Source organism: Bacillus sp. RZ2MS9, assembly GCF_001816185.2.
In the GTDB taxonomy this organism is placed as follows: Bacteria; Bacillota; Bacilli; order Bacillales; family Bacillaceae_G; genus Bacillus_A; species Bacillus_A cereus.
Map to the genome: position 1 here is coordinate 1,475,456 of NZ_CP049978.1, position 25,001 is coordinate 1,500,456.

Consider the following 25,001-nt stretch of genomic DNA (forward strand, 5'->3'; position numbering starts at 1 on the left):
ATGATATGATTCATTAATGAGGGATAAAGGAGAGGAATATGAAAAATAATAAAAAAGGATTATGGGGAATTATTGTTGCGATAGGTCTATTTTTACTGTCTAAGTTAAAGTGGGTATTTGCAATTTTTAAATTAGCAAAGTTTTCAACGGTATTTAGTATGTTTCTATCGCTTGGCGCATACGCAGTTCTATATGGTTGGAAATTTGGAGTGGCACTCATTTATTTGTTGTTTGTTCATGAAATGGGCCATTTATGGGCTGCGAAAAGAAAGGGGATCCCAACATCGCCAGCAATCTTTATTCCATTTATGGGGGCCCTTATTGGAATGAAAGAGATGCCGAAAAATGCGAAAGATGAAGCTTACATTGCCTATATGGGTCCGCTTTTCGGACTTCTGTCATTTTTACCCGCGATACCGCTTTATATAATGACGAAAGAGCCATTTTGGGCGCTTGTTATTTTGCTTGGAAGTATGATTAATTTCTTTAATTTAATTCCCGTTTCGCCGCTAGATGGTGGGCGAATTATTTCAGTTGTCAGTACTAAAATTTGGGGAGCAGGCCTTATTTTATTACTTGGCTATTCAATTTACTTTAAAAGTATTTTGGGAGGATTTATTGTTATTATCGGTTGTATGGAGTTATATAGAGTAATAAAGAGAGATGAGCCGATTAAGGAATTAGGGCATAAAATTGATGGGATGAAAGAATATGTTACTAGGCTTGAAGAGGAATTAAAAGAAACGGGTGCTGTACATCGGACTATATACGTGATGCATCATGAGATGAATGCATTAAGACAAAGAGAACGGGAAAAAGAGTTACAAATAGGTGAACTTCAAAAAATGGAAGTGTTAGAGTATCTTTTACCGAAGTTCGAACCGTTAGATTATGTTCCATATGAAAATGAAAAAGATGAGTATACAATTCACATAAGGGAAGCATTTGAAGCGTCAGAAAGAAAATTAAATGAATGGAAAACAGAAAAGGAACAACAAGAAAACTATTATAAAGTGGATGCGAAAACGAAATGGACAGTATTTGCTTGTTATATTGGATTAATGGCTATACTCGGTTACACAGCTTATGAAGGATATATTGTTTTACAAGAACATTTGCCAACGAGAAATGTATAGAAAAATATTGTCGAAATGATAGGAAGAATTTATACAGGAATTATATTTCTACGAGAGAAAGTTACAAGTATAGTCATACATTGTAATATTTTTAGTAGAGAAGGAGTTCTGTATATGAAGAAATTGTTAAGTGTATTCGGGATTATTATCGTGATGATCATTGCAAGCTATAGTCTTATGAAAGTGCTGTTACATTATGCGAATAGCCTGCTGAGGTAAATACAATAGCTCAAATAGAAGATGTGCAAGAAGAGACAAAAGTGCTAAATTTTATTCGAATGACACATGAAAGCTATAATAATTTCTTAAATTACGGTAAAGCAGAGAATTATACAGACGGGGATTGGAATCAATTTAAGCAATGGTTTCAACAACAAGAATCATCGTTAAAAAATATACATACAGAAATAAAGAATGAAAAAATAAAACGTGATGTAAATAGAAGCTATGAAATTGTAAAAAAAGGTGTGGAACTTCAAAATATTGAGTATGTAGTGTATGCCCACCGTGTATATCATGACTTGGATATTATCGTAAATAAATATAGAGGTGAAACGAATATCTGGGGATATACGGAGTTTGGCGATGGGAAAGATATAAAAGTAATTGAACAAGCTATACAAACAAAATAATAAGCTAGCTAGAATTCTAGTTAGCTTATTTTCTTTTGTAAATACAATGTTCATATATTATTCACAAAAACACCGTGTTAATAGTGATTAAAATCACAATCTGCATTATAAGATTCAGTTAAACTAAAAACAGTTAAGGAAATAGAGGAGTGGGATACAATGTTAAGTGCAAAAACAATTGAAATCGTAAAGTCAACAGTACCATTATTACAAGAAAAAGGCGTTGAAATTACAACGAGATTTTATGAAATTTTATTTTCGGAACATCCGGAGTTATTGAATATTTTTAACCATACAAATCAGAAAAAGGGAAGACAACAACAAGCGTTAGCGAATGCTGTTTATGCAGCTGCAACGTACATTGATAATTTAGAAGCTATTATTCCAGTTGTAAAACAAATTGGTCATAAGCATAGAAGTTTAGGTATTAAAGCAGAGCATTACCCGATTGTAGGTACATGTTTACTACGTGCCATTAAAGAGATCGCAGGTGCACCTGATGAAGTTTTAAATGCATGGGGAGAAGCATATGGTGTCATTGCTGATGCATTCATTAGCATTGAAGCAGAGATGTATGAAGAAGCTGCACATAAAGAAGGTGGATGGAAAGACTTCCGCAACTTTGTGATTGTTAAAAAAGTGAAGGAAAGCGATGTTATTACGTCATTTTATTTGAAACCTGAAGATGGAGGGAAAGTTTCTTCATTCATCCCAGGTCAATATGTAACGATTCAAATCAATATTGAAGGTGAGACATATACACATAATCGTCAATATAGTTTATCCGATGCTCCTGGGAAAGAATATTATCGTATTAGTGTAAAAAAAGAAAAAGGTGTAGATACACCAGACGGTAAAGTGTCTAATTACTTACATGAACATGTAAAAGAAGGAGATGTTTTACCAGTAAGTGCACCAGCGGGAGATTTCGTGTTAAATATGGATTCAACATTACCAGTTGTACTAATTAGTGGTGGAGTAGGGATTACACCGATGATGAGTATGTTAAATACGTTAATTGAACAAGATTCAAAACGTAATGTATATTTTGTTCATGCAGCAATAAATAGTAATACACATGCAATGAAAGAACACGTTAAGACAGTAGAAAATGAATATGAACAAGTTAAAGCATATACTTGTTATTCTGCACCGACTGAAAAAGATTTAGAAATGAAGAACTTTGATAAAGAAGGTTTCATTGAAAGTGAATGGTTAAAAACTATTATTCCGACAACTGAAGCAGAGTTTTATTTCTGTGGTCCAGTAGCATTTATGAAGCATATAAATGCTGCACTAACTGATTTAAGTGTGAAACAAGAGCATATTCATTATGAATTTTTCGGCCCAGCAACAAGCTTACAATAAGCAAAAAAACGAGGTATTTATTTTACCTCGTTTTTTATTTGTTCTCGTAATAAACGGTTTACTGTTTCACGACGTATACCTATCAGTTGACCAATTTCGGTTTGTGTTAATATTTCATATATAGGAATGTCACCTAAATATAGGGCGAACCATTCTTGTAAACGATGAAGACGTTCTTTCGGAGAGACGGTTGTCAATTGATCAATTCGTTGTTGCATCATTCTTAATTTAGATTGCAATTGCATAGCGATGTTAGCATACGATTCGGGATTTGCTTGAAGTCTCTCGTACCATTCACTACTAGTGATCGGTTCCACTTCTGTTTTTATTAAAGCGATAGCTGTACCGTGATATTCTTTCGGTGAAATTAAAGAATGATGAGGTATCGTTTCACCTGGAACGATAATGTTGAATAAAAATGGTGTTCCGTCTTCTTCTAGCCGAACTACTTTTAATAAGCCTGTTTTTATAAAGTATAAAGGACCGTCCTCGCCTTGACGGAATAGTACATCTCCTTTGTGTAGAATCAATGTTAGCCCCCCATTAATATGTTTCTATTTCTTCTATTTTAGCGTATATGTATATAGACAATATGCTATTTCAACAGCAATTTCATTGACGAAATGTATGCTATTACAGTAGTATACTATTTAGTGTGTAATAGTACTAGCAATGAATACGCTGTAGGGGGTTTAGTATATTGTTAGATGCGATGAGAATGACGGATATGAGAATTCCGGCGAATGCTATCATTCATGTAGAAGAGATGAAAGGTGGAGTCGTTTTATCCGTTGAAGTAGACGGCCAAATTATTTATACGATGGCTTATGATGAAGAAACAGATAGCTATGCTGAATTATATGATCGAAACGATAAGAGGGCGTGCCAAGTACATGAAGACTTCATGGGGTGGTCACTTCTTCATTAAAAAAGATGTCAATATGACATCTTTTTTTATTAAATCGATAGAATATACAAAGAAATGAAATATAAGGATAAAATTTGTAATAATTGATTTTGCATTGTTAGCACTCTGTAACTGCAAGTGAACTATTTTTTCGCTATCATAAAGATAACAGTCGCAGTTATAGGAGTGGTCAACTTGAAGAAAGTACATATTTCAAATTATATGTTATTATGTGTTTGTTTAATTTTATTTGTTCTCCTCGGAGGATTTTTATATTCATGTGTATAAGAAAAACGCATTCTAAAAAGAATACGTTATAAAAGGGAAATAATGATTAATCTAGTTCCAAGAATAATCAACGTAATACGTAATAAATTAATTACGGCGTTACCACTTAGTTTTGTATTAATGTAAGCCCCGATTTTTCCGCCAATCCATGCACCCGGAATCAGGATTAATGCATAAATCCAGCTGACATTTCCAAGTGAGATGTGAGTTGCAGAACTTACAATTGCTGATAGAAATACGATGAACATTGAAGTTGCTACTGCAATATGTGCTGGGAATGCAAAAAGAAGCATCATTGCTGGAACAAGTAAGGCACCGCCACCAATTCCAAATAATCCAGATATAAACCCAACTATAAAGGCGATAAAGATAGCAAGAAACGGTGGGAATTGGTAGTGTACAGTATTTCCATCATTATCTGTAAAAGAACGCTTAATTACAGACGTATTTGAGAGGGAAAGAGGTTTTAATTTGTCTCGAAGCATAAGTAGAATTGAGACGAATATAAGGAAAATCCCAAAGTATAAAGAAAATGTGTCTTGGTTTAAAAATTTATTTGCCCATGATCCGATAATACCACCAGGGCCGCTTCCGATAAATAAAATAAGTCCACTTTTATAATCTACTCGCTTATGCTTCATGTAAGTAAGGGTGGAAGATAGTCCTGTGAAAACGACTGTTACCATAGAAGTCCCTACTGCAAGTTGTGGTGATAAACTGTGTAATCCAATTAATAACGGAACAATAATAATTCCGCCTCCAAGCCCAACTAGGCTGCCGACTGTTCCGGCGATTAGTCCGATGAAAAGTAACATGATGTATTCCAAAATTGCCAACTCCTCTAAATAACTTATCCATCAATTATTATACACGCTTTTTAATGAGAAATAGGCTTGTTCACAAAAAAGTCGTCTTCCTAGAAAAATAAGGAAGACGACTTTTGATTAGAAAACAAAATGTAATAGGTAGTAAAACAGAGCAGCTAAAGAAGCTGAAATAGGAAGTGTAATAACCCATGTAATTAACATACGTTTTGCAGTTCCCCATTTTACCCCTTTCACACGGTGAGAAGCACCAACCCCTAAAATAGAAGAAGAGATAACGTGCGTCGTACTAACCGGTAAGTGAATGAATGTTGCACCGAAAATAACAAGTGATGATGATAAATCGGCAGCTACACCATTTACAGGACGAATTTTCATAATTTGTCCACCGACAGTTTTAATAATTTTCCATCCACCGACAGAAGTACCAAGCCCCATTGCGACAGCACAAGATAATTGTACCCAGAACGGGATATCGCTAGAAGTATGATAGTTATTAGCCATAAGTGCCATCGTAATGATCCCCATTGCTTTTTGTGCATCATTCGTACCGTGTGTGTAGGCTTGTAATGCTGCAGTGAAAATCTGGAATATACGGAAGTTCTTATTCGTTTTTGTTAAGTTAAAGTTTTTAAATACTACTTTAAAAATACTGTATACGGTATAACCAATAACGAAAGCGATAATCGGTGAAATGATTAAAGCTTCAATAATTTTAATAAATCCTTTAAGATTTAGCGAGCTAATCCCAGCGGCCGCAATTGCTGCACCTGCGATTGAGCCGATAATTGCATGCGAAGAACTACTTGGAATACCGTAGTACCAAGTAATTAAGTTCCAAGCTATCGCCGCAAGCAAAGCAGCTAAAATTACAAGAGAACCATTTTGTAAGGCGAATGGATCAACGATATCTTTTGTAATCGTTTTTGCTACACCTGTAAATGTCATTGCGCCTAAAAAGTTCATAATAGCCGCCATAATAATGGCATGTCTAGGCTTTAGAGCTTTCGTTGAAACAGCCGTTGCAATAGCGTTTGCTGTATCGTGAAATCCATTGATAAAGTCAAAAGCTAAAGCGCAAATGACTACTAAAACGGTCAGTATCAAGAGTGTATCCATGATCAAACTCCTTACGCGTTCTTCATAATAATTGTTTCTAATACGTTTGCAACGCTTTGACAGCTATCAGCTACTTCTTCAAGCTCTTCGTAAATCTCTTTAAATTGAATAATCTTAATCGGATCTTTTTCACGAGAGAATAAGTTCTTAATCGCATGACGGCGAATATCATCACACTGTGATTCATAATCCTTAATCTTAATCGCATTTGTACGAATGTCGACTAATTTTTTGTTAGACATTAATTCAACAGAGTTTGCAATCTCAATCGCACATTGATTAATTGCTTCTACGAATTTAATCATGTATTCATCAGCTTCTGTAATAGAATACATTTCGAACAGACCAGCACTGTGATCTAATCCGTCTAATACATCATCCATACTCATTGCAAGTTGTAGGATGTCCTCACGCTCAATCGGAGTGATAAACGCTTTGTTTAACTCCATAATGATTTCGTGAATAAATGAGTCACCTTTTGACTCATACTCTTTCATGCGCATAGAAAACTCTTTTAAATCGCTAGCATTTTTAATTTTATACTCCACGAAAAACTGCGCGCCTTCTTTTAAATTTTCGGAAACATTCATTAACATTTCAGAAAATTTATCTTTTTTTGATTTAAAGACCATTATTGTTACCCCCACAAAAGTAATATATGTAAAATATATTGGCTAATCAATTCTAACAAAAAACTGTCGTTTTTTAAAACATTTTATCGAAAAGTTTACAAAAACTTAACATAACTCTCGTTGTTCTATTAATAATATTAATATCCAATAGTGAATATCTTACTTGTAGAATGTCCTTTTCTTGCAAAAAGTATGAATGTAAAAGAAAAGCTTTACACTATAGGAATGACTACGTTATTATAATAAATTTAAAAGGCGGTATATTCTTCCTTTTAAAAAGAAGAGTGTAAATAAATGAAGGAAGTGAACGAATGAAATTGAAGAACACTCATTTTAAAAAAATGCTTGAGTGGTTCAATAAGAGGAAGAAACTTCGTAATTCATTAATTGTATTGGGAAGTGTATTCGTTACTCTATTTATTGCTGTAAATATAATAATTTCCATTCAAGACATATCTGAACTAAAACAAGCTGTTCCACAACCGACTTTAATTTATGATGCAAATAATGAGGTCGCAACTAAATTAGCTTCTTCGAAAACAGAAGGCGTTAAAAGAAAAGATATTCCTGATATTATGGTTCAGGCAATTGTTGCAGTAGAAGATAAGGAATTTTTTAACCATCATGGTATTTATTATAGTGGAATTATAAGTGCGGTTTTTAAAAATATTACAGCAGGAGAAGTTGTAGCTGGGGGAAGTACAATTACACAGCAGCTTGCGAAGAATGTATTTCTGACACAAGATCGTACATTTTCTCGTAAAATAAAGGAATACTTTTTAACAAAAAAAATAGAACGTACTTATACAAAAGATGAAATTATTGAAATGTATATGAATCAAATTTATTTTGGGGAAGGTGCTTGGGGTATAAAAAGGGCAGCTAAATCTTATTTTGATAAAGAGGTAAAAGATTTAACAATTTCAGAAGCTGCAACGATTGCAGGCTTAATTAAAGCACCATCTGCATATTCACCTTATAAAAACTTTAACAAGTCAATTGAAAGACGTAATGTCGTATTAAGCTTAATGAAAGAGCAAGGGTATATTTCTGACGAACAGTATAATAAAGAAAAAGAGAGCGGTCTTGTATTAAAACGTGGTGTAGATGATAAATACAAGGGAAAATATTCTCAATATGTAGACTATATTGTTAGAGAAGCAATGGACAAGTACGAATTGACACAAAATGAAATTTTAGCGGGTGGTTATCGTATTTATACAGAGCTTGACCCGAAAAAACAACAGGCTGTAGAAGACGTTGTGAATAATGATAGTTATTTCAAAGATAATGGCTCAGACCAACTGATGCAAACGGGTGTAGTTCTTATGAATCCAAAAACAGGTGGTGTACCAGCTTTAGTTGGAGGGAGAGGACCGTATCAGTTTTTACAGTTTAATCATGCAACCCAATTAAAAAGACAACCTGGCTCAACGTTAAAGCCTTTAGCTGTATATGTACCCGCGTTAGAGCAAGGGTATGAAGTATACGATATATTGAAAGATGAACCATTTAATATTAAAGAATATAAACCACAAAATAGCGATCATACTTTTCACGGTGATGTGACAATGTATGAAGCTGTGGCAAAGTCGTACAATGTTTCGGCTGTTTGGCTATTGGAACAGATTGGATTAGATAAAGGATTGAAATCTTTAGAGCGATTTGGTATTCCATTAGTGCCAGAAGATCGTACGTATCCAATCGCTTTAGGCGGTATGCATGTAGGAACATCCCCATTTGTAATGGCTCAAGCGTATAGTACATTTGCAAATGATGGTGTTCAAGTGGAAGCTCATGCGATTAGAGAGATACAAAATGCGGAAGGTGAAACGATTGGAAAGTGGTATAAGAAAGAGACACGAGTGACAAGCGAGAAAATTTCTCAAAAGATGACATATTTATTAAAAGGCGTTGTCGAAAAGGGAACGGGCGAAAAGGCGAAAGTTAATAATGTTGATACGGCTGGTAAGACAGGAACTACTCAAATTGTAAATGGCCCAAGCACCGGCGCAAAGGATTCATGGTTTGTTGGATACACACCAGATTTGGTAGGTGCGATTTGGGTAGGATATGATAAAACAGATAGCGATCATTATGTTCCGGGTGGTAGTCAAATTACGACGACAATGTTCCGGGATATTATGAAAAAAGCGAACGCAAATCCAGCTCAAAAAGCATTTCAGTTATCGCTCATATCTGAGGCTGATTATAAAAAACAATTGACTACAATAGAAGAGGAAAAACGAAGAAAAGAAGAAGAGAAGAGAAGGAAAGAAGAGGAACAACAAAGAAAAAAAGAGCAACAAGAGTGGATTGATAAAGTGAAAGAATGGATTCCTTCATTTTGGTAAAAGAAAGAGGCGAATAATGAAATTCGCCTCTTTTTTGTATGAAAAACAAAATGAAACTTTAAACGATTGAAATTATCCCTTCTCCGTACTAGTTACTACTCGTTAAGTATAATGTTCGTATTGCCAAAGGATTGAGAATCGTATGTGACAATTATTTTTCCTTTACTAATAGGTTCGAAAGGTAATTCTTCTTCGTAATTACCATTATTTTCATTGTGGATAGAAAGTGTAATTTCATCGATTTTTTTATTTGTATACTGATCTTTAATCGTTTCAGCAATTTGAAGTAACGCTTCGGAACTAGAAGCTTTCGTAATAAGCATTCCCGTTATAACTTTCTTTTCATTTTTTTTTGCATTGGAATAAGGGATGTTGCTTTGTTTCGTATACAAAATTTTGTATGGAACAGTTTTTCTATCTGCTTTTGAAATAGTGGAATATTTTAGAGTTAAAAAAAATCCTACACATAAAATAATGCATACCATAAGAGCAATCCAAATGCGTATTAGTGACATAACTCTCATTTTCATCCCTCTTTCATATCTTTGACTTCACTATTTATCATACAAAATGAGGATTAAGATAGAGTAAATTTGAGGTAAAGAAACGTAAAGAAGGAGCACTTATCCTCCCAAACAAGTGCTCCTTTTTATTAAAAGAGAGATTTAATAGACAATCAAAATCACATCTATTAATTATAAATGTGCTTAGTCCTACCAAAATATTATCGGAAATTGTGGTTAGTAAATTCGGAAGACAGATAGTGTCGCAGTTGTATCGCCCGCAGGTCCTTGAGGCCCTTGAGCACCAGTAGCCCCCGTAGTTCCTCCGCCTAGGCAACCAGATCTATATTGAACTAGAATAGCTTGACCAAGAGCTTGAAGAAGTCTTTCTGTAAGTTCTGACTTAGGGATGTTAATATGGCTACATGCTCTTAATTTGCAACAATCATTACCATAAAATACTTTTCCTTTATTTTTATTGTTCATCTTTTCATTCTTTTCTTTCATAGAATCATTAGTCATTACTATATATTAAAATGAAATTTATACTAAATTCGTGATGGACAAACTACCATTTCTAAAAAAATAAGAAATTGGCCCACCTAGAAAGAAATAAGTAAGATATAGAGAAAGGTTTATATAATGTAAAGAAGAAAAGTGCAACATAAAAAACTACATGCTAATTGTTGGGAGTGTTTAACAATTGGCATGTAGTTCGTGGATTAGTCCTTTATTTACATTGATTTAATTTTTCAAGGGTTGTTTTAGGTAAGATTGGAATTGAAATAGTGAAAGTTGTACCATCTTCATTACTAGTCATTTTTAATGTGCCGTTATGATTTTGGATGATTTTTTTTGTTACTGACAAGCCTAGTCCTGTTCCCGAATCCTTCGTTGAGAAGAATGGATCAAAGATATATTCTTGAATAGCTGGATGAATACCAATTCCATTATCTGTGAAAGTAATCCGAACGAAGTTATTAAGGCGATAACTAGTAATTTGAATAGAAAGAGGTTTGTCGCCTTGAGCATCGACGGCATTTTGAAATAGATTTAAAAACACTTGAACAAGTTCATGTCGATCAATATTGACTAAAATATCATCTAATTCATTAGAGAAGTTATAATCAATTGAAATATTATGCAAGGAGACTTCACTAGCTAGTAACTGTTGAATATAGTCACGTAAAAATGTATTGATGGGAAACGGTTCTCTTGTAAATTCCCGTGTTTTTGAAATGGCTAAAAATTTTGTAATAATATTATTTGCACGATCTAATTCAGGGATAAGCAAGTTTTTAAATAACTCTTTATTTGATGGAGAAATGCTTTCTTGTAAAAATTGTAAGTATCCTCGTACTGTTGTAAGAGGATTTCGTACTTCGTGTGCAATTCCAGCTGCGATTCGCCCTGCTAACGAAAACTTCTCAGCATCACGTTCTGTATTTAAATAATGAAAGACACTAATAACTCTAAAAATCTCCCCGTTATAATCGCGAATAATTCGGTTATTTATAATGCCATAGTTTTTGTCTAAAACTTCTTCATTATATATTTCTGTTCCCGTTTTTAATGTTTCAATTGCTTTAATTTTTTCTTCCGGCAAGTTTAGTAATTGTTGAATCGGTTTTCCGATAATATCATTTCGTATTACACCGAAATCATCTGCAGCAACTTGATTACATAAAGTAATATTCCCTTTACTATCGATAAAGGTTACATGATGTGAAAAGGCATCAAAAATATGTACAAAGTGTTTTTCAAGTTGTTCAAATAAAAATAATGAATCACAAGTAAGTTGAAAATGAGCCTCTTTATTCTCTTTTGGTATTTCTTGAATGGAATGAGTCGTTCTAGTTTTCTTTATTCGTAAACCAATATGTGGATTTTTGTATGTGAAATGATGTGGTAATTGATTCACAAGTTCTTCATAAAAACGTACTTTATTTTCTAGTTCTTCAATTCGTTTTTCATGAGATACAGTAGCATCGTTTGGAAGCATAAATAAATAACCCCTCATTTTAAAAATTCTTCCATATAGTATATCATATTTTTATAAGGATACTCTTAAAGAAAAGGCTACATGATGCAAAGTGTTTGGAAAGTGAATTGAAGATGAAGTTAAAAGGGAGGGGTATATGTGCTGTTTATTGGAGTGACAGGATGGGGAGATCATGATTCTTTATACATAAATCCCTATGAAAATAGAAATAAATTACGAACATATAGCGAGTATTTTCCTATTGTGGAAGTGGATAGTTCATTTTACGCGATGCAACCTGCACGAAATTATATAAAATGGGCAATGGAAACGCCGAAAGATTTTTCCTTTGTCGTAAAAGCGTATCAAGGAATGACAGGACATATGAAAGGTGAAATTCCTTTTTCTACGTTCGATGAGATGTTTGATGTGTATAAACAGTCTATTCTTCCTTTAATAGAAGCTGATAAATTAAAAACAATTTTATTTCAATATCCACCATGGTTTGATTGCAAAAAGAAAAATGTAGATTTTCTTCGATATACGAAAGAAAAAATGGAAGGTTTACCATGTGCAATAGAATTTCGAAATCAAACATGGTTTTATCCAGAAATGAGAGATAAGACGTTACAGTTTCTAGAACAGGAGAAATGGATTCATACAATTTGTGATGAACCACAGGCTGGGATAGGTTCTGTGCCACTCGTGTTAGAGGTTACGAATTCAGACATGGCATTAATACGTTTTCACGGTCGAAATGTTCATGGTTGGCTTGATAAAGGGGAAAATTGGAGAGCGGTTCGCTGTTTATATCGCTACAACAATAAAGAACTGGAAGAATGGGTTGAACGACTAGAGCAATTAAAAAAGAAAACAAAGGATATATACGTACTGTTTAACAACAATTCAGGTGGGGATGCAGCAGATAATGCGAAACAGCTTATGAAAATGATGAACATTACATATGGTGAGCCGAAGCCGGAGCAATTAAATTTTTTTGAATGATAATAAACAAGAAAGGCACTGTACAAACAGGGGGAATGTACAGTGCCTTTCTATATGAAAAAGAGGGGTAACAATGTTACTGAGCGTTTGGTTGATTCATCAATTGTTGGCTTCATAATAAATGATAATGGTTATCATTATCATTGTCAATGGTTTTTTTAAAAATATATAAAAAACTTTATATATTTTAAATAGAGATAAAAAAAGAACAGCGATTAATGCTGTTCTTTTCCATTGACGAATTGTTGTAAATCAAAAGGAGTTATCGCTTGGATAAATTCTTTTGAGATAAGTGTTTGAACGAGAGTGCTCTCAGAGATAGAAGCACCTGTTTTCTTTTCATAAGCTTGTTTTAATAAATCAAGTTTTTCAGCCGTTTCTTTTGGTAATTCAATTGTAAGTGTGTTCATAATTTCTCCCCCTTATTATTAGAGTACCACTACAGTATAGGAGAGACAAGAAAAGAGAATATGAAATATAAAAAAGGTTACCAAATTTTAAAATGGTAACCTTTTTTATGTATAAGAGTTATTAAGCAATACCGATATACTTTAAAGTTTTTGATGGAGTACTGTGATCAAAGAAGTGTTGTAAAAACGCAATATCAACACCTGATTTGTATGCACAATAACCCCAAGTTTTTCGAAGTGTATGTGAGCTAATCCCTTCTAATCCAACTTCTTTTGCAGCTTTGTTTAAAATGTACCATGCATGTTGTCTCGTAATAGATTTTGTTCCTTTTTGAGATTTTAACAATGGTTCATTACGTTTCCAAGTTTTACGTTCTTTCATGTAGTCTTCGATTGCGTGCTGTAAGTCTTCATTTACCGCAAACCATTTATGTTTCTTCACTTTTTCATTGTAAAATAAAATGGAATGGCGAACATTTTCATTTTCATCGATTACATCACTAACTTTTAATTGTAAGATTTCACTTACTTTCAAGCCAGAATTTACAGCTAATACGAATAATAAGCCATCACGTTTCGAAGATTGTAAAAGTATATTTTTGATAGTTTCTAATTGTTTTTCATTTTGAATAGGTTGTCCTGCTTGTTTCATTTCACGCACTCTCCTCTTTTATATGTGTAAAGGAAAGGATTAACTTGTTTCTTACTATAAAGGGAGAGTGTGAATTTCATGTGAACTCCTAGTGAAATTAAGACAAATTATTTGACTTCTTTTACTTTTTGTAAATTGAAATAGAATACAACACTGTTAGTCGTATTATATACACCATACTCGGCATGATGTAGGTCTAAAATGTTTTTTACAATAGATAATCCGAGACCGGTACCTCCAGTGTGACGGCTACGTGATGCATCTAGACGATAGAAGCGATCCCAAATTTTTTCAAGACTTTCTTCAGGGATAGGGTTTCCTGTATTTTCGATTTCGACTTTTACGGTATCTTCTGCTTCTATAATGGAGACTTGTATTTTTTCTCCCTCTGGTGTATACCGAATTGCATTACTTAGTAAGTTCACCACTACTTGCTCAATGCGACTGCGATTTGCTGTAACAAGTATAGAAGGGTCTGCATCGACGTTCACTTGTAAATGTTTTTCTTCCATGCTAAATAATAATTTTGTGTAGACTTGTTGCGTTAATTCACCGATTGAGAACGTCGTCATATCTAGTTTGTAAGTACCAGATTCCAACTTTGCTAATTCTAACATTTCAACAATCAGCCTGTTCATATTTTCTGTTTCTTCTAAAATAACATCAGTATAATACGAAGTATCCTTACTAACACCATCTTTAATTCCTTCTGCAAAACTTCTAATTACACTTAGCGGTGTTTTTAATTCGTGTGATACGCCAGAAATGAATTCTTTTCTTGTTTTTTCTAATTGACGTTCACGTTCAATATCTTGTTGTAACTTTGTATTAGCAACATTTAATCGATCGATTCGATCTTTTAAATTTACAGATAATGTATTGATACTGCCAGAAAGCCCGCCAATTTCATCGTCAGCTGTAACAGGTAATTTCTCGCTGAAATCAAAATTAGCCATTTTTTTTGTAACACGATTTATTTTAATTAATGGCTTTACAATAATTTTTGAGTAGTAGAAGGATAACAAAATAATTACGAGAAACACGATGATTAAGGCATAGACATAATAATCTTTTAAAACGAGCATCGCTTCATTAACAGGCTGCAAAGATGCTATCGCAAAAGCATATTCTGTAATCCTTCCATTTTCTATAATCGGTTTTACAAAGATACTATTTTTTATATTTTCTCCGCCATCTAATATGAAAGTACTTAATTGGTTCGAGTTAGAAGTGCCCTCTCTAATCATATCAGCAAAATATTGAACGGCTTGTAATGTTTCAATATCATTTGCAAGGCGAACCTCAGCTTTGGATGGGAGCTGTAACTTAGTTATAACACCTGTAAAGACGATTCGAGTTGTAGATTTGTATCGGCTCGCAAGTCTATTCTTAGAAGGATTTCCATTAATTGATTGAAAATCCGAATAGAAATGTTCGTTTTGCCATTGATTATAATTCGTTCCTAATTTTTGTGGTGTGATTATATTATTCTCTTGCACGACTCCATCAACATTGATTATTACATCTTTTTTTAAACCTAAATTTTCGAATTTATTATATTCTTCTGGTGTTAAAAGATTATTGAGTGGAATGGAATACTGTTTATTATTGTTGGGATTAAATACATCGATATAGTAATTGTTATCACTTTTAATAATACCGTTAGAATCTAAAAACTGCATATCGGCATTTGTTTTATCATGAAATTCTTGTTTTAGTTTTCTAACCTTCTCATAACTTTTATCACTTTTATCATAATTATCTACGAATTTTTCAAAAGCAGTTTGGACTGTTTTTACTTTCTTATTAATATAAAATTTCTCTAAAAATAGAGATTGTCCTAGGAAAAAAAGTAGGAATATGATTGTAAATAAAGTGGATGTTAATAAAAATAGTTTAAAGACGATACTTCTGTTTTTCACTGCGTCACCTCTTATGAGAAATACTGTAAATGATTTCTTTATCCCGCTTTAACGGGCAATAAGACTCCCACTTCAAAATTCGGCGAATACAAGGGAGTTAAGTGGGAGATCAATTGTCCGTAAAATCCGATTGGTTCAACTAATAATCAGTGGGGGATGGAAAAAACCCCCACTGATTAAAGTTTCACTTTATTATAACAAACGTTACAAGAAAGTAGAGGGGAGAAATCTGTCTCTTTATAAAGTAGTTATTTATAAAAAGTCACATAAAAAGAACTCGCCAGACGTATGACAAGTTCTTTAGTGTACTATTGTTGAATTGCTGCATCTAAAGCGATTTCAATCATTTCGTTAAATGTAGTTTGACGCTCTTCAGATGTTGTTTCTTCGCCAGTGAAGATGTGATCGCTAACTGTTAATACTGATAATGCATTTACACCGTATTTCGCTGCTAATGTGTAAAGAGCAGTTGTTTCCATTTCTACTGCTAATACACCGTAATCTCCAAGTTTTTTAACCATGTCCATGCTTTCACGATAAAACACATCTGCTGTTAAAACGTTACCGACACGAACGTGTAATCCTTTTTCAGTTCCAGCATCATAAGCTTTCTTTAAAAGGTCAAAGTTTGCAGCTGGTGCAAAATCAAATCCTGGGAATGTTAAACGGTTCATATTAGAATCAGTACAAGCCGTCATTGCGATAATAACATCACGAACTTTTACATCTTTTTGAATTGCACCGCAAGTTCCAACGCGAATTAAATTTTTAACTCCGTAGCTTTGGATTAATTCGTTTACATAAATAGAAATAGAAGGAACACCCATACCTGTACCTTGAACAGATACACGTTTTCCTTTATAAGTTCCAGTGAAACCTAACATACCACGCACATTATTATAGCAAGTAACGTCCTCTAGAAATGTTTCAGCGATATATTTTGCACGTAATGGATCACCAGGTAATAGAATAGATTCAGCGATTTCACCTTGTTTTGCTTCGATATGTACACTCATAAAAAAGTCCTCCTTATAATGTATTGATAGAAATCAATATCATTTGCATTATACACTACGAATCCTTTCAATTAAAATCTTTTTATTATTTGTAATATGTGCAAAATAGGAGGATTTCATAAATCATAATCTAGAATATATATCTTAAGAAGTTTTGTATGAATAGAGACAATAAAAATGGTAGGTGATGTTTTGAAAAATCTTGTCATCGGGCTTATTGCGTTAGTACTTATTGTGGCAGGAGGATTTTACATAAAAAAATATCAAGAAAACGAAGAGACTGTAGGAGATGTTCAGGAAGTAAAGTGGGATGTTTCGAATGGAAAGGAAAATGAGAAAGTAGATATTGTATTTCAGTTGTTAAACAACAAGAATAATGAAATTCGTGGTGTAAATGATCAAATGCGGGCAGTGATTGTAGATGGACAGTTAAAAAACATACAACAAATTAAACCCACATTTGCAGGGAACGGGTCATATAAGTTATCTTCCAAAATAGCGAAAGACGAAGAATATACAATATTTTTATACGAAGACAAAAATAAGTCCGTAGAGTCATTCGCTAGGAAGAATTTTGGTAGAACGAAAGAGGAGAACAATAAGAAAAAAGTGAAATTTCCAATCGACAGTGTACTTACAAAAAAAATAGGAGAGTATGAAGTTTCTCTTTTATTTGGTGCATTACATCCGAATGAACCAGTTACGTTAACATTTCAGTTTCAAGCGAAAAAGGGTGAAAAATTGAAATTACATTCAGAGAGAGGAGAAGTAGAGTCACTCTATATAGTGGATGAAACGAAGGAGAATTTTTTATACGCTATGCCTGTAGATACGGATGAACAATTACAATACCGAATTACATTTCCTGCCGAGGGCACGTATAAAATGTGGGGGAATTTCTATATAAATGGTAAGAAGTATGAAAAAGAATTTATTGTACAAGTTCAAAAAAGAAAAAACAGCTAAGAATTTAGCTGTTTTTTCTTTTTCCTATTAATTTTGTTACAGAGAGCATTGTAATTGGTAAAGAATGATTCTTCCTAAATGCTAAATATTTACCGCTCCATGCTGGTTTATATTTTTCTTTAAAATGTCGTAATCCGCTGAAACTATACGTATAACGAACGTTATTAAAGATTGCAGCAGCCACTCGTTCAGACCAGAAAGACTGTGTGGATAAACCAACATTTGAAAGTGGTGCCATACCGATATTAAAGGAGTGGTATTCATTTTCTTTTGCCCACTGGAATAAGTGGATGAAAATTGCGTCCATAATGCCGCTAGGCGCATCTGGATAATATCGCATTAAATCGACAGATAATGATCCGTTTTGATATACAGGCATGAATGTTGTGAATGCAATAATTTTTCCATCCGCATCAGATAATGTTGCGATAGGAGCGCGACTAATATATTCACGATCGAAGTATCCGAGTGAAAAACCTTTCTCTTTTTTTCCACCAAGCCATGCATCTGAAACTTTTCTTAACTCTTCATATAATTCGTCGGAGAAAGGTGGCTCATGAATAGAGAATGTATAGCCTTCTCTTTCAAAACGGTTGAAAGTAGCTCGCATGCCAGCGCGTTTCTTTCCTGTTATTGTAAAGGTATTTAAATCAACAACAGCTTCTTCACCAAGCTTAAAGAAGTTATAACCAAAATCGTGGTATAAACTCATCCATTTACTTTCAATTTGATAGAATACACAAATGTATCCAAATCGATCAGCCTCAGCTAAAAACTCTTGCAATACAGTACGATAGGAGGAAGGGTCCCCAATTGGATCACCTAGTACAATAAGTCGTTTTCCAGTTATTGAGAAGAGAATGAGTGCTTTTCCATCACTACTGAAAAAGAACTGTTTATCTCCTAAAAAACCTAAATGACTAAGTACATTTCCACCATGTTCATCTAAGAAGTTTTGTAATCTTTTATCATTAGCTGGTTGCCCGGGAAATTCATTTCGATAACGATTTGCAATGAGTGAACCAATTAGTAAAAAAGTAGGAACAAAAAAGGCAGCTGCTAATGCACTTCGTTTCACTTGTGTAATATTACGAACGACAAAATCAGGTTTGAAAGCTTCTTTTGCACCTGCAAATAAAATACCTAAGTTTTTATATAAATATAACGTTACAAGTAGGAATATAAAAACTTTTACGATATCGGAAAGTGAGACTTCCATTTTCTCACGTACAAACCTTTTACGAAGCATATACAATACAGCGAGTACGATTAATAAAATAAAAGTTTCTTCAACATCAATTCCTTTTAGTGTGTTAAAAATAGCCGCTCCAATTAAAGAAACAATCGTCATATAATAAGAACGTTTTGTTCCGTAATATATCCCCCGCGAAAGAATGAGGAGGAGAATACCGAATGTTAGCGATAAGCTAAAAGAAAATTGAATAAGATGTTTTGGAGCTAGAATATGTAAGGCGTGTGCCCGATTTATACTTGTCGGTAGAATGGTTGATAAAATAACCATTAAGCCAGCAAATACTGTTAAAGCAGCAGATGCCCAAGAACCTAACTTTCCTAGAAAGTCACGCTGCAAAGTCCATATAACACCAGTTGTCTCTAATGCAGGCGCAATAAAAGGTTTATCTTCAAACTTTTTAATGGCTACTCCTGTCATTTCAAAAGCTGCAAAAATGAGACCAAGGCAGAAGGGCAAGATGTAATAGACGAGACGATATAATAACATAGCAGGGAGTAAAACACCTGTATCGATGCCGTATTGCCCAAGCCCAGTTAAGAAGACAAGATCAAATGATCCAAGGCCACCAGGAACAAGACTAACGACACCAGCTAAAGCAGCAATAACATATACGCCTAAAAACTTTTGGAATTCGATTTCAATGCCAAATAATAGTAATATGACGTACATAACAATACCAGCAGATACCCATTCGACTAATGAAACTAATGAGTATAAAACAGTTGGGTTTTTCTCCTCTTCTTCTTGTTCCTCTGTTTGCGTCGCTTTTCTATTTTTTAATTTAGAAAATCCGATATATATAGGGACGAAAAGAGCGAAGAAGATAAGAACAGGCCATAGCCATGGTTTTTCATGCAAAATAAATCTCGTGTCTAATATTCCGATGAGACCAAGAAATGAAAGAATGGCTAATCCATTAATAAAGGCAGTTGTCATCCAAGCGATACTTTTAATAAGTTTTCCATTTTCTTTTATATATGGACGATAAAGCATTGTGCGTACGCCGGCTCCAACAAGACCACCAAACCCGATAAATCCATTTAAAGTATTAGCAATCCACGAGATACGGAAAATCTTTTGGACAGGGATATCAGCTTTTAAGTAACGAAGCATAACATAGTCATAAAAGAACATTGTTGATACAGCGAATGCACCAAGTGTAATTGCTAAAAAGACTCCTCCAGTTGGAATGTTTTTAATTGTATCAATCGCTTCTAAAAAAGAAATGCCCGCTAATTCTTTTTTTGCTTGAAAGAATACAATTGTTAATACAACAAATGGGAAGACAATTTTCCCGATTTGTAAGAAACGTTTCCATGAAAACGACATAAATACAACTCTCCTTGTATAAGAAAACTGAGACAATAATATTATTATGACAAACTTCAAGAAAAATAAAAAGGTAAATTCCTGTATAGGCGAGCTATTTTTTATATAGGTATATTTAAAAGAATATTTTGTTTATCAGAAAATTAAGTTAGAATAAGATGAAAGAGGGGGAGGGGAGTATATGATTATAAAAGGTTACGTAGGATATGAGTTAGAAAAAGCGAAACCTAATACATCAGAAGATTTTTTTAACAGATCTGAAGTGACATATATATTAAATGGTAAAGAGAAAACTTTTTCGGTTTTATACGTTCGATATTTTGAAGAAGTTTTACAAGAAATTACTCCTTTTGAAGGAAATCCAGTGTATAAAGTAGAAGAACAAAACATATATTTGCGTGATATTGTAGCGATATGTTGTTTAGTGAAAGATAAGGAGCTTCGTGCGCAAAAACGTTTGTATTTAAATAATATGGAAGAATTTCAACAATATTTTGATGAGGGAACGGTGTCGAAAGTACAAGAAATATTGGCTGAATTACATAAAAATAAAAGAGTAGAAATAGCGTGAAATGGCAAAGGAGAGAGAAAAATGTCTAATTTGATGGTTGAAAATCAAACAGAACAAGTTTCTATATTTTTAGAAGATGCTATTAATTTGATAACCAATTATGTAAATTATCATACGTTACCTTCTTTATTAGAGGAAACACCAGCAGGGAATGAGCAATATTATAAAGGGGTATTAGCATCAATGAGACGACTTCTCGTTTTTTGCGAAGAAGGACAGGATGCATGTTTTGTTTTGTTGAATAGCCAGCCATTTCGAAAAACAGCAGCTGAAAAAATTTTATATAAGATTTACCATCAAGTAATTGCAGAGTTTTTTTCACCGAAGAGTGATCATTGGTATGAAAATAGTCGGTCTGCATATACAGGGAAAAATTCTATCGTTTTTCAACAAACACCACCTGCATCTTTGGAGCAAGTGATGAAGAGTTTAGAAGGTAAATTTCAATTGATGCGTGAAGAACTAGAATATTATGAGACGGATTATCAGACAAAGATGTTACACAAATATTGATTGAGGAAAAGAAGCTAAGGTTACTTAGCTTCTTTTCCTTTTGTACAGTTATATAAGGGATTTTCATTGAATATAGTTAAGTGGATAGCATTAGGGAGGTGCAACATGAATCAGCAAGGTGTATTTACAGATTACTTTCATGAAGTAGAAAATTGGTGTGAAAGTGTTCTTCACGTATTAGATAGCCGCGCAATGGAAGTGTATGATGTCCATATGCTTGCCTATAAAATTCAGACGTTATTAGAGCGTATGAAAGAGCATGAGTATGAAACAGATGCAGAGTTTATGTATGAAATAAGCGATGATGTAGAACATATTCAGCATCACTTGCAGGAAGTATTTATGCAAGAAGAAGAGGAATATGAATTATATGAAAGAGGGGATAGTGAACGAGCTGTCCCGATTGGAGGACATACACTCCCGCCATTACCTTATCCGTATAATGCATTAGAACCGTATATTTCTAAAGAAATTATGATGTTACATCATGATAAACATCATCGGAGTTACGTGGAAGGGTTAAATAAAGCAGAGAAGATGATGGAAGAAGCGAGAAAAACAAATAAATTTGATTTAATTAAGCATTGGGAAAGGGAAGCGGCTTTTCATGGGTCAGGTCATTACTTACACACGATATTTTGGAATAACATGAAAAAAGACGGTGGTGGAAGTCCAAGAGGAGCTTTTTCACAACAAATTGAACAAGATTTTGGGAGCTTTTTACGTTTCCAAAAACATTTTACAGAAGCGGCCTCTAAAGTAGAAGGTTCAGGCTGGGCAATTCTCGTTTGGGTACCCCGGTCTGGAAGGTTAGAAATTTTGCAAAGTACACTTCATCAATTATTTACACAATGGGATACGATACCGCTCCTTGTACTAGATGTCTGGGAACATGCGTATTATTTACAATACCAAAATCGAAAAGATGAATATATTAAAAACTGGTGGAATGTTGTAAATTGGCCTGATGTAGAAAAAAGGTTTGAAACTGCGAAACAAATTGAATGGACACCATATTAGACGCAAATTCTCTGCGTCTTTTTTAATGGAAGTAGAAGGAAGATTTCGTTCATATTTTAAAAGGCCAAGCATACACTTGTACAAAAAGTGCCAAAAGGACGTGGGGGGAAATATGAGACGAATTTGTGTAATCATTACGCTTCTTATGATGTATGCAAGCGTTATGCCGATTCCTACATATGCAAAGATGAACAGCAATGTCAGTGCTCGAAATGCTGTATTAATGGAGCAACAGTCTGGTCGTGTATTATACGGAAAAGCAGAACATGAGCCTCAAAAAATTGCTAGTATAACAAAAATTATGACCGCTTTATTAGCTGCTGAATCAGGGAAGATGAAAGAAATGGTATCAGTTAGTAATGAAGCGGTGAGGGTGGAAGGATCGGCAATCTATTTAAAGCCTGGGCAAAAAGTGAAGTTAGAAGATTTAGTATACGGACTCATGCTTAGATCTGGTAATGACGCAGCGCAAGTAATTGCTGAAAGTGTGGGTGGGAGTATAGATGGATTCGTATATTTAATGAATCAAAAAGCGAAAGAAATTGGAATGAAAGATACGCACTTCTCAAACCCTCATGGCTTAGATGGAGATGGATCACATTATTCGTCGGCTTACGATATGGCATTATTAACGAAATATGCAATGGGAAACGAGACATTTAAGAAAATCTTTGGAACCAAAACATATAAATCAGATTCTTGGGATTACCCGTGGAAAAATAAACATAAGCTGGTAACGTCTTATTATGAATTTGCAACAGGAGGAAAAACAGGCTTTACGAAGAAAGCTGGGCGAACGCTTGTGACAACGGCATCAAAAGATGGACTAGATTTAATTGTCGTAACTTTGAGTGCCTCTAGTGATTGGGATGATCATATGAATTTGTTTGATAAAGGTTTTGAACGTTTCAAACAAACGAAAGTTTTAGGACAAGGAGCAATTGCTGAAATAAATGAAAAGAAGTATGCCAACCATGTTTATACGAAAAATAGTTTTTCGGTACCGTTAACTGAAGAAGAAAAAAAGAACGTAGTATTAAAAGTTGAACTCCATAAAAGTATAAAACTTACGGATGGAGTAAAGGTTGGGAAGACAGACATTTATGTTGGTAATGAAAAAGTTGGAGAACGGAATTTATTTTATAGTAAACGGAAGTTAGTAGCTACAACGGGACTTTACTGGAATAATGTGAAAGAAATTTTTTCTTACATGATAGGTGTTGGGAACGATGGTTAATCTCGTATGGGTAGCGATGGCTGTCATTGGGATTGTATACGCCATGATAAATGGCACGATGGAAGAAGTGAATAAAGCTGTATTTGACGGAGCAAAAGATGCGGTAACGATTTGTATAGGACTTATTAGTGTTTTAGTATTTTGGCTCGGTTTAATGAAAATTGCAGAGGAAGCCGGATTGTTAAAAAAATTAGTTACACTTTTTATGCCGATAGTAAAAAGGTTGTTTCCAGAAATACCAAAGGATCATCCGTCCATGGGATTTATTCTATCAAATATGATGGCAAACTTTTTTGGTCTAGGTAATGCAGCAACCCCTCTTGGTATTAAAGCGATGGAACAACTGAAAGAGTTAAATGGAGGAAAGGATTCGGCGAGCCGTTCTATGGTGACGTTTCTAGCATTAAATACATCAGCCATTACATTAATTCCTACGACAGTCATTTCCATTCGAATGACGTATGAATCAGCGAATCCTACTGAAATTGTTGGGGTAACATTTATTGCACAAGTACTTTCTATGATTGGAGCAATTTGGATTGACCGCTATTTTTACCGAAGAAGGAGTAGAAAGGGGCGGAAAAAATGAGTATTGTAAATACAATTTCCTTATGGGTAATTCCTTGTGTAATTGGTTTTATCCTTTTATATGGCACAATAAAGAAAGTACCGACGTATGAATCGTTCGTTGAGGGAGGAAAAGAAGGGATTCAAATTGCAATTTCCATCTTACCGTTTATGGTTGGAATGCTTGTGTCTATTTCTATATTCCGGTCTTCAGGTGCGTTAGACGCAATGATATCGGTAATGAAGCCAATGTTAGATTTGATCCATGTTCCAGCAGAAATTGTTCCACTAGCACTTATACGCCCTATTTCAGGCTCTGCTGGTTTAAGTATTACGACCGATTTAATTGCCACATATGGGCCAGATTCGTTTATTGGGAGATTGGCTTCTACGATGCAAGGGAGTACAGATACGACTTTCTATATTTTAACTGTATATTTTGGAGCGGTTGGGATCAGAAAAATGGGGGATGCACTAAAAGTAGGACTTTTTGCAGATTTAATCGGGATTATATGCTCAATTGTGTTCGTTTCTTTATTGTTTCAGTAATACTATTCATTTTTTACGCTATTTCGCTTATAATACGTATACGACCACTATTAAGGTGTAGCTTAATAGTGGTTTTTTTATGTGGTATTTTTGACAAAATGATGAACTTTTATTGTGAGAAATATGAAAAATATGGACAATAATAAAGGGTAAAAACATGATTTAACCTTTATATGTTTATTATCATCGCTATGTTGTTTAAGTAAGATGAAGCGAATAGCCGTAAAGCGTATGCGGTTGCCAAG

24 protein-coding genes and 1 pseudogene are annotated in these 25,001 nt (G+C 34.1%); 13 read left to right on the plus strand and 12 right to left on the minus strand.

Features of this window, described 5'->3' with window-relative positions; genetic code table 11:
* Positions 1-38 precede the first annotated feature (38 nt).
* The 3 genes and pseudogenes from BHV55_RS07645 to hmpA all read left to right on the plus strand — a co-directional run bounded on the left by BHV55_RS07645 (position 39) and on the right by hmpA (position 3,136).
* Entirely contained in the window at positions 39-1,136 is a 1,098-nt protein-coding gene (locus BHV55_RS07645) for a site-2 protease family protein (protein ID WP_070757141.1), read from the plus strand.
* 114 nt (positions 1,137-1,250) lie between these two features.
* Positions 1,251-1,768, plus strand: a pseudogene (locus BHV55_RS07650) (hypothetical protein).
* A 159-nt stretch (positions 1,769-1,927) separates the two neighbouring features.
* Positions 1,928-3,136 (plus strand): NO-inducible flavohemoprotein, encoded by a 1,209-nt coding sequence (hmpA, locus tag BHV55_RS07655; RefSeq protein ID WP_000947317.1) that lies wholly within the window; start codon positions 1,928-1,930, stop codon positions 3,134-3,136.
* A 17-nt stretch (positions 3,137-3,153) separates the two neighbouring features.
* Here the strand turns inward: hmpA and BHV55_RS07660 are convergent, their stop codons facing one another.
* Complete coding sequence (locus BHV55_RS07660; protein WP_070757140.1) at positions 3,154-3,666, minus strand: Crp/Fnr family transcriptional regulator; 513 nt, start codon at positions 3,664-3,666, stop codon at positions 3,154-3,156.
* 170 nt (positions 3,667-3,836) lie between these two features.
* Here BHV55_RS07660 and BHV55_RS07665 point away from each other — a divergent pair, with 170 nt between their 5' ends.
* Complete coding sequence (locus tag BHV55_RS07665; RefSeq protein ID WP_000883009.1) at positions 3,837-4,064, plus strand: hypothetical protein; 228 nt, start codon at positions 3,837-3,839, stop codon at positions 4,062-4,064.
* Positions 4,065-4,357: 293 nt separating this feature from the next.
* Here BHV55_RS07665 and BHV55_RS07670 read toward each other — a convergent pair whose 3' ends face one another.
* The 3 genes from BHV55_RS07670 to BHV55_RS07680 form a co-directional block, all read right to left on the minus strand.
* Positions 4,358-5,158: a sulfite exporter TauE/SafE family protein gene (locus BHV55_RS07670; RefSeq protein ID WP_000455762.1), complete on the minus strand. Its 801-nt coding sequence runs from the start codon at positions 5,156-5,158 to the stop codon at positions 4,358-4,360.
* A 117-nt stretch (positions 5,159-5,275) separates the two neighbouring features.
* Positions 5,276-6,274 (minus strand): inorganic phosphate transporter, encoded by a 999-nt coding sequence (locus BHV55_RS07675; RefSeq protein ID WP_070757139.1) that lies wholly within the window; start codon positions 6,272-6,274, stop codon positions 5,276-5,278.
* Between the two features lie 11 nt (positions 6,275-6,285).
* The gene (locus BHV55_RS07680; protein ID WP_000231449.1) at positions 6,286-6,906 is read right to left on the minus strand and encodes a DUF47 domain-containing protein; all 621 of its coding nucleotides are present in this window, start codon (positions 6,904-6,906) and stop codon (positions 6,286-6,288) included.
* A 311-nt stretch (positions 6,907-7,217) separates the two neighbouring features.
* Between BHV55_RS07680 and BHV55_RS07685 the strand changes: the two genes are divergently transcribed.
* Positions 7,218-9,260: a transglycosylase domain-containing protein gene (locus BHV55_RS07685; protein ID WP_070757138.1), complete on the plus strand. Its 2,043-nt coding sequence runs from the start codon at positions 7,218-7,220 to the stop codon at positions 9,258-9,260.
* Positions 9,261-9,355: 95 nt separating this feature from the next.
* On the opposite strand, the gene BHV55_RS07690 is transcribed toward BHV55_RS07685, so the two are convergent.
* The 3 genes from BHV55_RS07690 to BHV55_RS07700 all read right to left on the minus strand — a co-directional run bounded on the left by BHV55_RS07690 (position 9,356) and on the right by BHV55_RS07700 (position 11,765).
* On the minus strand, positions 9,356-9,784 hold the full coding sequence (locus tag BHV55_RS07690; protein ID WP_070757137.1) for a hypothetical protein: 429 nt from the start codon (positions 9,782-9,784) through the stop codon (positions 9,356-9,358).
* A gap of 216 nt (positions 9,785-10,000) precedes the next feature.
* Positions 10,001-10,270 carry a hypothetical protein gene (locus tag BHV55_RS07695; RefSeq protein ID WP_065704509.1) on the minus strand — a complete coding sequence of 90 codons (270 nt, stop codon included), beginning with the start codon at positions 10,268-10,270 and terminating at the stop codon, positions 10,001-10,003.
* A gap of 223 nt (positions 10,271-10,493) precedes the next feature.
* Positions 10,494-11,765, minus strand: a complete 1,272-nt coding sequence (locus tag BHV55_RS07700; protein WP_000937241.1) for an ATP-binding protein — start codon at positions 11,763-11,765, stop codon at positions 10,494-10,496.
* Positions 11,766-11,903: 138 nt separating this feature from the next.
* Here BHV55_RS07700 and BHV55_RS07705 point away from each other — a divergent pair, with 138 nt between their 5' ends.
* Complete coding sequence (locus tag BHV55_RS07705; protein ID WP_000897354.1) at positions 11,904-12,749, plus strand: DUF72 domain-containing protein; 846 nt, start codon at positions 11,904-11,906, stop codon at positions 12,747-12,749.
* Positions 12,750-12,964: 215 nt separating this feature from the next.
* Here BHV55_RS07705 and BHV55_RS07710 read toward each other — a convergent pair whose 3' ends face one another.
* From BHV55_RS07710 to deoD, 4 genes are all read right to left on the minus strand, one after another.
* Positions 12,965-13,159 carry a DUF3924 domain-containing protein gene (locus tag BHV55_RS07710; RefSeq protein WP_001094860.1) on the minus strand — a complete coding sequence of 65 codons (195 nt, stop codon included), beginning with the start codon at positions 13,157-13,159 and terminating at the stop codon, positions 12,965-12,967.
* Positions 13,160-13,280: 121 nt separating this feature from the next.
* A complete protein-coding gene (locus BHV55_RS07715; RefSeq protein WP_000806236.1) occupies positions 13,281-13,811 on the minus strand; it encodes a tyrosine-type recombinase/integrase in 531 nt (176 codons plus the stop codon).
* Between the two features lie 107 nt (positions 13,812-13,918).
* Complete coding sequence (locus tag BHV55_RS07720) at positions 13,919-15,733, minus strand: sensor histidine kinase (RefSeq protein ID WP_048568843.1); 1,815 nt, start codon at positions 15,731-15,733, stop codon at positions 13,919-13,921.
* A 308-nt stretch (positions 15,734-16,041) separates the two neighbouring features.
* The gene (deoD, locus tag BHV55_RS07725) at positions 16,042-16,749 is read right to left on the minus strand and encodes a purine-nucleoside phosphorylase (RefSeq protein ID WP_000110707.1); all 708 of its coding nucleotides are present in this window, start codon (positions 16,747-16,749) and stop codon (positions 16,042-16,044) included.
* A 177-nt stretch (positions 16,750-16,926) separates the two neighbouring features.
* Here deoD and BHV55_RS07730 point away from each other — a divergent pair, with 177 nt between their 5' ends.
* Positions 16,927-17,715, plus strand: coding sequence for a hypothetical protein (locus BHV55_RS07730; protein ID WP_048568844.1), 789 nt, complete (start codon positions 16,927-16,929; stop codon positions 17,713-17,715).
* A gap of 4 nt (positions 17,716-17,719) precedes the next feature.
* Here the strand turns inward: BHV55_RS07730 and mprF are convergent, their stop codons facing one another.
* Entirely contained in the window at positions 17,720-20,299 is a 2,580-nt protein-coding gene (mprF, locus tag BHV55_RS07735; RefSeq protein WP_000010892.1) for a bifunctional lysylphosphatidylglycerol flippase/synthetase MprF, read from the minus strand.
* 181 nt (positions 20,300-20,480) lie between these two features.
* Here mprF and BHV55_RS07740 point away from each other — a divergent pair, with 181 nt between their 5' ends.
* The 6 genes from BHV55_RS07740 to spmB all read left to right on the plus strand — a co-directional run bounded on the left by BHV55_RS07740 (position 20,481) and on the right by spmB (position 24,756).
* Positions 20,481-20,870 (plus strand): hypothetical protein, encoded by a 390-nt coding sequence (locus tag BHV55_RS07740; RefSeq protein ID WP_000584363.1) that lies wholly within the window; start codon positions 20,481-20,483, stop codon positions 20,868-20,870.
* 21 nt (positions 20,871-20,891) lie between these two features.
* A complete protein-coding gene (locus BHV55_RS07745; RefSeq protein WP_000067556.1) occupies positions 20,892-21,383 on the plus strand; it encodes a YpuI family protein in 492 nt (163 codons plus the stop codon).
* A gap of 105 nt (positions 21,384-21,488) precedes the next feature.
* Complete coding sequence (locus BHV55_RS07750) at positions 21,489-22,403, plus strand: superoxide dismutase (protein ID WP_001075739.1); 915 nt, start codon at positions 21,489-21,491, stop codon at positions 22,401-22,403.
* A gap of 112 nt (positions 22,404-22,515) precedes the next feature.
* Positions 22,516-23,640, plus strand: a complete 1,125-nt coding sequence (locus tag BHV55_RS07755; protein WP_001252636.1) for a D-alanyl-D-alanine carboxypeptidase family protein — start codon at positions 22,516-22,518, stop codon at positions 23,638-23,640.
* Entirely contained in the window at positions 23,633-24,229 is a 597-nt protein-coding gene (gene spmA / locus BHV55_RS07760; RefSeq protein ID WP_000247811.1) for a spore maturation protein SpmA, read from the plus strand. Before BHV55_RS07755 ends, spmA begins: the two co-directional genes overlap by 8 nt.
* Positions 24,226-24,756, plus strand: a complete 531-nt coding sequence (spmB, locus tag BHV55_RS07765) for a spore maturation protein SpmB (RefSeq protein ID WP_000029514.1) — start codon at positions 24,226-24,228, stop codon at positions 24,754-24,756. Before spmA ends, spmB begins: the two co-directional genes overlap by 4 nt.
* Positions 24,757-25,001 lie beyond the last annotated feature (245 nt).